Origin of the sequence: Agrobacterium sp. 22094, from assembly GCF_052046015.1 — a bacterium.
GTDB lineage: Bacteria > Pseudomonadota > Alphaproteobacteria > Rhizobiales > Rhizobiaceae > Agrobacterium > Agrobacterium cavarae.
In genome coordinates, this window is sequence record NZ_JBQEPX010000068.1 from 1 (window position 1) to 302 (window position 302).

The 302-nt window shown below is 29.5% G+C and carries 1 protein-coding gene; it reads right to left on the bottom strand.

Going from position 1 to position 302, the window contains the following annotated elements; all coding sequences use genetic code 11:
- On the bottom strand, positions 1 to 302 hold a 302-nt coding region (locus ACTJK5_RS23200; RefSeq protein ID WP_440613347.1), incomplete at both ends, for a hypothetical protein.

A 302-nucleotide genomic window follows, 5' to 3' on the forward strand; every position in this document is an offset into this window, starting at 1 on the left:
AATTCTACTTACAACATTGTTTAACTCACGTTCATGATCCTGGTTCATCAGAATAAAAGTAAAACTTGTTATTACTGTTGGGAAACAAATCTTTAATAAAAATTCAATATGATAGATATCAGAGATTAGATTGTTAATCGTGATATAAGATGTTCCTGGTATTGGGATAATATTTGCTACGATTCTTAAAGATTCTTTTTGATCATTAACAAGTAATTTAAGAGAACAACGTGTAGTAAGAATCTTAAAGAGTTCATCTATGAATGTAATGAGTACGTGAAGTTGAGTATCGGGTGTCTCTT